We start from the raw sequence: 8,615 nt of genomic DNA, 5'->3' as shown, positions 1-8,615 counted from the left end.
GGAGCAATAATTTACGAACGGATAACAGGAAATCTAGTCGGTGGCAAATCTCACTCTGAAAAAGGAAGACGCAGGGCGATCCAGCTACAGATAATCCTCGAAAAGGAAGCTCTAACACCTGAAGATCGCACTATAGCTCAAAACCTTTTAGACGATCTTCAAGACGCTTTAAATCTAAACCCTTAAACAATGACAGAAATTAAATTCGACAACTTGGGCGAACATCTGGTAACAGCAATACCAGAACTGCGATCGCAATACGAATCAGAGCTTGAATGGTGGGGTGACGAACAATCAGGAGCGCATATTATCTTTGGTGATATCCTCAACCCATATTTAATTTCTCTGTTGGAATTAGGCGATAGAGAAGATACTATCAAACGCATCTTTGCTTTTCTAGAACAATTAGCAAATCACGAAGATACTCAAATTCAAGAAGTTGTAGCCGTGACAGTATGCGAACGTTTAGGAGATAATAAAAATTTATTAGCTAAAGCGCGACAATACATGGGTAATACCACTCTTTGCTTCTCCGATCAAATAGAAGAATTTTGGGGAAGAGAAAAAGCGATCGCGCCATTGTGAGCTTTCGGTAAGAGTGTTACTAGGGGAAAGCGCTTTAAACACTACTTGCGGAAGAATATAATCTTCCTTACTTGTCATATCTTCCCCAACGCTAACACGGCATTTTGACCCCCGAATCCAAAACTCAAACAAAGCACATTCCGAATCTCACACGGACGCGCTTTTCTGACAAAATTTAAATCAAATTCTGATTCTTTTAAGCCAATACAAGGCGGTAAAATTTGATGATGCAACCCCATTAAACAGAAAGCTGTTCCCAATGCTCCCGATGCTCCCAGTGTATGACCAGTTGCTCCTTTGGTAGAACTAATCGGTACATTTTGGGGAAACAAATACCGAATCACCTGCGCTTCATTTCGGTCATTTAACTGCGTTGCCGTACCGTGCGCGTGTATATAATCTATGTCGTTTGGGGAAAGATTGCTGCGTTCCAAACATTGCTTGATGGCTGCGATCGCATTCCACCCTCCCTCTTCCGGAGCATTAGCATAATGTGCATCGTTTGTCAAGCCAAAACCCAAAACTTGACCGTAAATCTTCGCACCTCGACGCTTAGCTGATTCAAGCGATTCCAGCACCAAAACTGCCGCACCTTCTCCCAACACCAGACCTTCCCGATATCGATCGAACGGATAAGCACCAGTTTTCGCCAAAGCACCCATCTGTTTAAAGCCAGCCAAAGTCAGCCGCGTAATCGGGGCTTCCACCGCACCGGCAATTACCATATCGCATTGCCTTGTTTGGATTAACTCAAAACCTTGCGCGATCGACCAAATCCCCGTTGCACAAGCCGCCATCGGTGCAAGCACTGGCCCAATTGTAGCGATTTGACGAGCAGCTGCGATCGCACCCATATGCGGCAGAGTTTCCAACCAATCTTTTAGAGACTTTCCCGCCTCGCCGTCAATGGGGAAGGCTGAGATCGACGCCAACTTTTCCCAAACAGCTTGCTGACTGCGACTAGATCCGATCGCCACTCCACAATTAGATAAAGGAGGTAGAAGATTTGCATCTTTTAACGCCAAAGTAACAACCAGCCGAGTTAATCTTAATAACTCAGCTGGCTTATTTCCAATCAGCGCCAAAGGACGCGCCTCTAATTCAGGAAAAGGTTGATGAACGCGAATACCAGACTGACCGGAAATCAAATTTTGCCAGCTAGTTTCCAGCGTACCCAAACAACAGATCGAACCAATGCCGGTAACAACTACTTTCACTTTTCTCGGTGTTGTCGCCCGATTTTAGATTTTGGATTTTGGATTGGCTGGGCAACGATCGGACAAAACTTGAAATGCGTCAAAAACTATTAGACATCTCCAAAAATTCTTGTGGGGTAGGCATCCTGCCTGCCTTTGAGATTCTTTTCTGAAGATGTCTATTGTAGAGACGTTTCATGAAACGTCTCCACAATATTCAAGCCAGAACCAATCCAAAATCCTCTCTTGCGAAGGTGGGCATCGTGACGGGAACCGCCAAGACGCCCACTTCGCGCAAAATCCAAAATCCAAAATCCAGTGACTTTTAACTATTTCTTCAGATTTTCCGCCCCTTCAGTTACTTTAGCGGATTCAATGCGATCGCCCTGTTGAATTTTGTCAACTACATCCATGCCTTGGGTGACATTTCCAAACACAGCATAGCTGCCATCCAAGAAAGGCAGATCCGTCAAAGCGAAGTAAAACTGAGAAGAAGCGCTATCTGGAAACTGCGATCGAGCCATTGCCACAGCACCGCGTTTGTGGTTCAAAACAGGTGGCTGATTTATCGTTTTGCTATAAACCGGAGTATCTGCGCCTTTGGGCTTAATTTCCAACGGAATGTTACGCGGTTTCCCTGTCGCCGGATCTTCAAAACCGCCTGTTCCCAACTGACCTCGGAAATTCGGGTCTTTACCTTGGGGGTCGCCACCTTGAACTACAAAAGGTTGGGGTTCCCGTACTACGCGGTGAAACACCAAACCATCGTAGACGCCTCGCTGGACGAGATCCACGAAATTACCGGCAGTGATGGGGGCATTTGTTCCATCCACTTCGATCGTAATGGGCGATCCTTTCACCACCATAACGACAGTGGCCTTTCCTTCCAGTCGAGGTAAATTAGTCATTTCGGGATTGTTCGCTTGAATAACAGGTGCAGAAGTTTCAGTTGCTGATGGACTTTGGGATGCTTCAGTAGCATCTTGTAGCTGCGTGCATCCTCCCAAAAGCAATGCACCCATCAGTATAATTGATGCGAACCAGTGTCCGAGTTTGATTTGCATTTGATAAATACGGCCTGTACTGACAAATTCCACCCAGCCGATCATAAACCTTCTAGGGGTACACCCAGGAAACGAGCTAGTTGAGCGCCTTGATTTTCCAGTTCGGATAAAGACATCGGTTGACCGACTCGCGTTAGGGGGACATCGCGGCGACTCTTGACCCGCAGGTACAAAGCGCGGCGAGGGTTCAAACCGTCCTTGATGTCAACGCGGATAGATTGTACGTCATCGGTGCGACAGCTAAATTCGATGCGGCGATTTTTACCGGGAAAGCCCCACCGGAAAATTTTCACGAAGCCGGTTTCTTGATTAAATTCGTTGTAACCGCCGCCGACATCCAAAGCGATCGTCAACCAAAGGTAAAGTGCCAAAAGCGAACCTGCTGTCCCATAAAAGGTCATTGCCAACCCTTGCGGGAAAAAGATCAGATCGGTGGGATCGCCCAACGGCAAGAGGTTTGTGTGCAGATAACTGGAAAGACCTGCTAACAAAAAGCCGACGCCGCCAATTGTGGTGACGCTTGCCCACCAGTAATTGCTGAAACGGCGAGACCCCAAAACGTCTTGGCGGAGTATGCGATCGCTTGTGTTGATTGTTTGTGCTGTCATAGTAGTAAAATTCTCAGTTACTTGCCATTAACTTAAAGATTGGTAATGGGGGATTGGTAATTGTAAATCGGCGATCGGCAAGCAGCAAGAAAGACAAAAATCCCTTCTGTGCGCTTAAGTATTTCTACTCCTCTCTACAATATCCCATGCCCTTCGCTCTATCCCAACGACTTTAATTTAGGGACTTTACTAATTTTGACTACAAATTAATATATAGTTATGTTAACTTACTTAGAAACCTCCCAGATAACAAAGCAAGAGGGTTAGAAATGACTGTTGCAGTCGGACGCGCCTCAGCACAAAGAGGATGGTTTGACGTCCTCGACGACTGGTTAAAGCGCGATCGCTTCGTATTCGTCGGCTGGTCCGGCATCCTGCTGTTCCCCTGCGCCTACCTGGCCTTGGGCGGCTGGCTGACAGGCACCACCTTCGTCACATCCTGGTATACCCACGGACTGGCATCATCCTACTTGGAAGGTTGCAACTTCCTGACAGCCGCCGTATCCAGCCCAGCAGACAGTATGGGACACTCCCTGCTGTTCCTGTGGGGCCCAGAAGCGCAGTGGAACTTCACGCGCTGGTGCCAAATCGGCGGACTGTGGCCGTTTGTAGCCCTGCACGGAGCCTTCGGATTGATTGGCTTCATGCTGCGGCAATTTGAGATCGCTCGCCTCGTAGGCATTCGTCCTTACAACGCGATCGCATTCTCCGCCCCCATCGCCGTCTTCGTCAGCGTCTTCCTGATGTACCCCTTGGGACAATCGAGCTGGTTCTTTGCGCCCAGCTTCGGAGTCGCCGGCATCTTCCGCTTCATCCTGTTCCTGCAAGGATTCCACAACTGGACGCTCAACCCCTTCCATATGATGGGCGTAGCGGGCGTACTCGGTGGAGCGCTGCTGTGCGCCATCCACGGTGCGACGGTAGAAAACACCTTATTTGAAGACGGCGACAAAGCCAACACCTTCCGCGCCTTCAACCCCACCCAAGCGGAAGAAACCTACTCGATGGTCACCGCTAACCGCTTCTGGTCGCAAATCTTCGGAATTGCCTTCTCCAACAAGCGCTGGCTGCACTTCTTCATGCTGTTCGTCCCCGTGACCGGCTTGTGGATGAGCGCCGTGGGCATTGTCGGCTTAGCCCTCAACCTGCGGGCATACGACTTCGTATCCCAAGAATTGCGGGCGGCAGAAGACCCAGAATTTGAAACTTTCTATACCAAGAACATTCTGCTCAACGAGGGGATTCGCGCTTGGATGTCTCCTGCCGATCAACCTCACGAACACTTTGTATTCCCTGAGGAGGTTTTACCGCGTGGTAACGCTCTCTAATACTTCTGGAATCGCAGGTAGCAACCGCGACCAGGAATCGTCCGGTTTTGCCTGGTGGTCTGGAAATGCCCGTTTGATCAACCTTTCCGGTAAACTGCTGGGCGCTCACGTTGCTCACGCCGGTCTGATCGTCTTCTGGGCTGGAGCGATGACTTTGTTTGAAGTCGCTCACTTTACTCCAGAAAAGCCCATTTACGAACAGGGCGCAATCCTGATCCCTCACCTTGCCACACTGGGCTGGGGTGTTGGTCCAGGCGGCGAAGTTATCGACACTTACGCCTACTTTGTAGTCGGTGTTCTGCATCTGATTTCCTCTGCCGTTCTCGGTCTGGGCGGTATCTATCACGCCGTTCGCGGCCCAGAAACTCTGGAAGAGTACTCCTCTTTCTTCGGCTACGACTGGAAAGATAAGAACAAGATGACGACCATCTTGGGCTTCCACCTGATTATGTTGGGTCTTGGTGCCCTGCTGTTGGTGGCTAAAGCAGTCTTCTTCGGCGGAGTGTACGATACCTGGGCTCCTGGCGGTGGTGATGTTCGCGTTATCACTAACCCGACACTGAACCCGGCTGTGATCTTCGGTTATTTAACCAGGTCTCCCTTCGGTGGCGATGGCTGGATAGTCAGCGTCAACAACATGGAAGATGTGATCGGCGGTCACATCTGGATCGGCCTGATTTGTATTGCTGGTGGCATTTGGCACATTCTCACCAAGCCTTTTGGCTGGGCTCGTCGCGCTTTCATCTGGTCTGGAGAAGCTTATCTCTCCTACAGCTTGGGCGCTCTGTCCCTGATGGGCTTTATTGCTGCTTGCTACGTCTGGTTTAACAACACTGTATATCCCAGCGAATTTTACGGCCCAACCAACGCTGAATCTTCCCAAGCACAAGCTTTCACCTTCTTGGTGCGCGACCAACGCTTGGGTGCAAACGTCGGTTCTGCACAAGGCCCAACCGGTCTGGGTAAATACCTGATGCGCTCTCCTACTGGCGAAATCATCTTCGGTGGTGAAACGATGCGCTTCTGGGATTTCCGTGGCCCTTGGTTGGAACCCCTGCGCGGCCCCAACGGTCTTGACCTCGACAAGATCAAGAATGACGTTCAGCCTTGGCAAATTCGTCGTGCGGCTGAATACATGACCCACGCTCCTAACGGTTCCATCAACTCTGTGGGTGGCGTTATCACCGAAATCAACGGTTTTAACTACGTTAACCCACGCGCTTGGTTGTCAACCTCTCACTTTGTATTGGCCTTCTTCTTCTTAGTCGGTCACCTTTGGCACGCAGGTCGCGCTCGTGCTGCGGCTGCTGGCTTTGAAAAAGGTATCGATCGCGAAACCGAGCCAGTGCTGTTCATGAAGGAACTCGACTAGGTTGTCAGTTTAGTTTATCTTTCTCTCTCCTATAGAGTGATAGGGCTCCTGCTTAAAGGCAGGAGCCTTTTTTGTATTTATGTCAAAATTCGGCTTTAAACCATTGACGGAGCTTACTCCCTTCCCGCCGGAAGAATTTGTATTGAACGAACCGCTCTCGACGCGAAGGACACTAAGGAAGAGAAAAGAAGAAGTACATAATCTTCTAGCAGGATGGGAGTAATATATAAACTGATTGGTAATTGCTGGATGCTAATGTGCCATGCGCGATTCTGATTTTACGGGTGCTTTGAAATGGACGCCTGAAGCTCAGGTGAAACTGAAAAATATTCCTTTTTTTGTTCGCACGCAAGCTCGACTGCGAATTGAGCAATTGGCGCGTCAAGCTGAGCTAGATGTGGTGACGGCGGAAATAGTCGAACAGGCGCGGTTAGAATTTGGGCAGTAGGAATCGATCGCGCTAAAACCTATGTTAAAGTACGACCCCCTGATGTGCTTGCCTTTTTCTGAGGAGCTAGCCGATTGCTGACACCGGAAGAAAAAGCGCAGAAACTGGCGGATATGGTGCGGCAATTGGGTGGAAATCCTGATGATTTGTTTAACTAATTTCTGCTTCCATTAAGTCAATTAACTCTAAAATATTCCGAGATTGACTCGGATAAACGTTAGATTCTTCTCCAATGTGAACGTGGTGTGGAAAATTGGGTAATTCAGGAAAATGCTCTACGTTATCCCAACGTTTTCTTAAGAGTCGTTTTGTCGCATCCATCCATTGATAGCGATAACCCAAAGTTAAGCAACGACCCTCTAAGATAGTAAAAGACTCAGCTATTTCCAGAAAATCACCATTAATAAGTGTCAACCGCGCCCGGAAGTATCCTCGGTTTAGTAAAGTCCGCTCATCAACAATAACAACGCTATCAATTACTAAACTTCGAGCCAGCTTTGTTTTAACGGCGGTAATGTAATCTTGAAGTTCCATTAGGCTAAATTTTCGATAGATGTCGATTATTTCTGGGCTGTCTTCCACATTTCATAGAAGACACTCCACTCAAAGAAATCTATCTCGTCTCCTAATTCTCCTGACCGAAAGCGTTGGTAAAATACATCAGATGACATTTGATATTGTGATTCAAAAGCTTTTAATCGATTTTCCAAATCCAAAAGTTCTGGTTGAACCGCTTGCTCAACTGTTGATGATGGTGAAGCTTTTATTTTTGTATTTAAAAATTGTCTTTCTTCCTCAGAGAGAGATAAAATCATCTCAGCTAGAGATTCGAGAAGTTTTGTATTCATGATTTCCCGCTCTTTAGAATATACACTGATGTATATCAATAATAACACTTTGTTTGGTTGGAAAAATTGTATTTGAGTATTTATCCGGTATCATATACCCAGCGAGATGAGCGAAAATATCCTATATGAGCTAAAGATTAACTAAAATGGCTGAACAACAAATCGAGCTAGCGTCCCTGTTAGCGAGACTGGAACAACTCGAACAAGAACAAACAGTTGTAAAAAAATATGTTAAAGGTATTAAACGGGAATTAGATAAACTGACAGAACAATTCAACGATCGACCTGAATTAGTGCGTTTGGAAAGTTCCGAGAAAGAAATTGCAGACCTTCAAAAAAGATGCGATCGACTATCTAATTTCATTTCTGGCGATGATGACTCCAAGATTTCCGATGCAGTAACAAACAGTGCGACGACAAGAAATACAGGGGATAATCTTGATGATGGCGATCGCACGATCCTAAATATAGAACGGCTTGATGAGCAAATCAGCCAAGAGTCGATCGCACCAACAGTAGTTGCAGAATCTCATCAATCAATTTTACAGGAAACTGCTGCATCTGACAATGATGCTGAAACATACCAAAATGAGGAAATTGATGCAGGTAAACAAGAGGAAAAATTCAGCGTTTTCAGTGATGAAGAATTCCAGATTGAGAGAATGTTGCTGCTACTGATGAGAGATGATACTGATGAAGAGGAGAGTCACGAACCAGGTATTAGTGCTGAGGAATTTCTGAGGCGGTGTAAAGAGGGAGAAAAAGATTTTACTGGAATTAACCTAGCCGGCTCTGATTTTAGTAGGCAAAGTATCAGCAAGGAATTCAACTTAAGCAAAGCCAATTTGAGCAGAGCAAAGCTAAATAAGGTAAACCTATCTGCTGTAAACCTAAGTGGAGCAAATCTCAGGGGGGCTGAACTTTGCGAAGCAGAGTTAAATAGCATAAATTTGAACGATGCAAATTTAAATAATACAGATCTTCGTAAAGCAAAAATGTATGAAGCTAAGTTGGGTAAGGCAAACCTGAGAAATGCAAACCTAAACTTAGTGAATTTACAAAGAGCAAACCTCAGTGAAGCCAATTTGATTCTGGCAAATCTTAGCGGTGCGGATTTGTCTTTGCAAGCAAACCTTAATGATGCAAATCTAAGTCAAGCTAACTTG

Annotated in this window: 10 protein-coding genes and 1 pseudogene; 6 read left to right on the top strand and 5 right to left on the bottom strand. The window is 46.7% G+C overall.

Annotation, left to right across the window (positions count from 1 at the left end):
- Together H6S82_RS32985 and H6S82_RS09910 are read left to right on the top strand one after the other, a co-directional pair.
- Positions 1–186, top strand: a pseudogene (locus tag H6S82_RS32985) (hypothetical protein); the annotation flags it as partial.
- Positions 187–189: 3 nt separating this feature from the next.
- A complete protein-coding gene (locus H6S82_RS09910; protein WP_190473447.1) occupies positions 190–585 on the top strand; it encodes a hypothetical protein in 396 nt (131 codons plus the stop codon).
- A gap of 74 nt (positions 586–659) precedes the next feature.
- On the opposite strand, the gene H6S82_RS09905 is transcribed toward H6S82_RS09910, so the two are convergent.
- From H6S82_RS09905 to H6S82_RS09895, 3 genes are all read right to left on the bottom strand, one after another.
- Entirely contained in the window at positions 660–1,802 is a 1,143-nt protein-coding gene (locus H6S82_RS09905; RefSeq protein WP_190473444.1) for a beta-ketoacyl-ACP synthase, read from the bottom strand.
- 308 nt (positions 1,803–2,110) lie between these two features.
- Positions 2,111–2,845 carry a peptidylprolyl isomerase gene (locus tag H6S82_RS09900; protein WP_190473510.1) on the bottom strand — a complete coding sequence of 245 codons (735 nt, stop codon included), beginning with the start codon at positions 2,843–2,845 and terminating at the stop codon, positions 2,111–2,113.
- Positions 2,846–2,886: 41 nt separating this feature from the next.
- Positions 2,887–3,453, bottom strand: a complete 567-nt coding sequence (locus H6S82_RS09895; protein WP_190473441.1) for a photosystem I assembly protein Ycf4 — start codon at positions 3,451–3,453, stop codon at positions 2,887–2,889.
- A 269-nt stretch (positions 3,454–3,722) separates the two neighbouring features.
- Between H6S82_RS09895 and psbD the strand changes: the two genes are divergently transcribed.
- From psbD to H6S82_RS09880, 3 genes are all read left to right on the top strand, one after another.
- Positions 3,723–4,781, top strand: a complete 1,059-nt coding sequence (psbD, locus tag H6S82_RS09890; RefSeq protein WP_191056182.1) for a photosystem II D2 protein (photosystem q(a) protein) — start codon at positions 3,723–3,725, stop codon at positions 4,779–4,781.
- Positions 4,765–6,153 (top strand): photosystem II reaction center protein CP43, encoded by a 1,389-nt coding sequence (gene psbC, locus H6S82_RS09885; protein WP_190470618.1) that lies wholly within the window; start codon positions 4,765–4,767, stop codon positions 6,151–6,153. Before psbD ends, psbC begins: the two co-directional genes overlap by 17 nt.
- Positions 6,154–6,415: 262 nt before the next feature.
- Positions 6,416–6,601 (top strand): PCP reductase family protein, encoded by a 186-nt coding sequence (locus H6S82_RS09880; protein ID WP_190470616.1) that lies wholly within the window; start codon positions 6,416–6,418, stop codon positions 6,599–6,601.
- 150 nt (positions 6,602–6,751) lie between these two features.
- Here H6S82_RS09880 and H6S82_RS09875 read toward each other — a convergent pair whose 3' ends face one another.
- Together H6S82_RS09875 and H6S82_RS09870 are read right to left on the bottom strand one after the other, a co-directional pair.
- Positions 6,752–7,135 carry a DUF6516 family protein gene (locus tag H6S82_RS09875; RefSeq protein ID WP_190470612.1) on the bottom strand — a complete coding sequence of 128 codons (384 nt, stop codon included), beginning with the start codon at positions 7,133–7,135 and terminating at the stop codon, positions 6,752–6,754.
- A gap of 26 nt (positions 7,136–7,161) precedes the next feature.
- The gene (locus H6S82_RS09870) at positions 7,162–7,449 is read right to left on the bottom strand and encodes a hypothetical protein (protein WP_190470609.1); all 288 of its coding nucleotides are present in this window, start codon (positions 7,447–7,449) and stop codon (positions 7,162–7,164) included.
- A gap of 146 nt (positions 7,450–7,595) precedes the next feature.
- Between H6S82_RS09870 and H6S82_RS09865 the strand changes: the two genes are divergently transcribed.
- Positions 7,596–8,615 (top strand): pentapeptide repeat-containing protein (locus tag H6S82_RS09865; RefSeq protein WP_191056181.1); only part of this gene is annotated, 1,020 nt, incomplete at its 3' end.

It is taken from the genome of Planktothrix sp. FACHB-1355, from assembly GCF_014748295.1.
Lineage (GTDB): Bacteria > Cyanobacteriota > Cyanobacteriia > Cyanobacteriales > Aerosakkonemataceae > Aerosakkonema > Aerosakkonema funiforme_A.
Note: the sequence above shows the minus strand (reverse complement) of the source record. Positions and strands in the feature narration are given on the sequence as shown.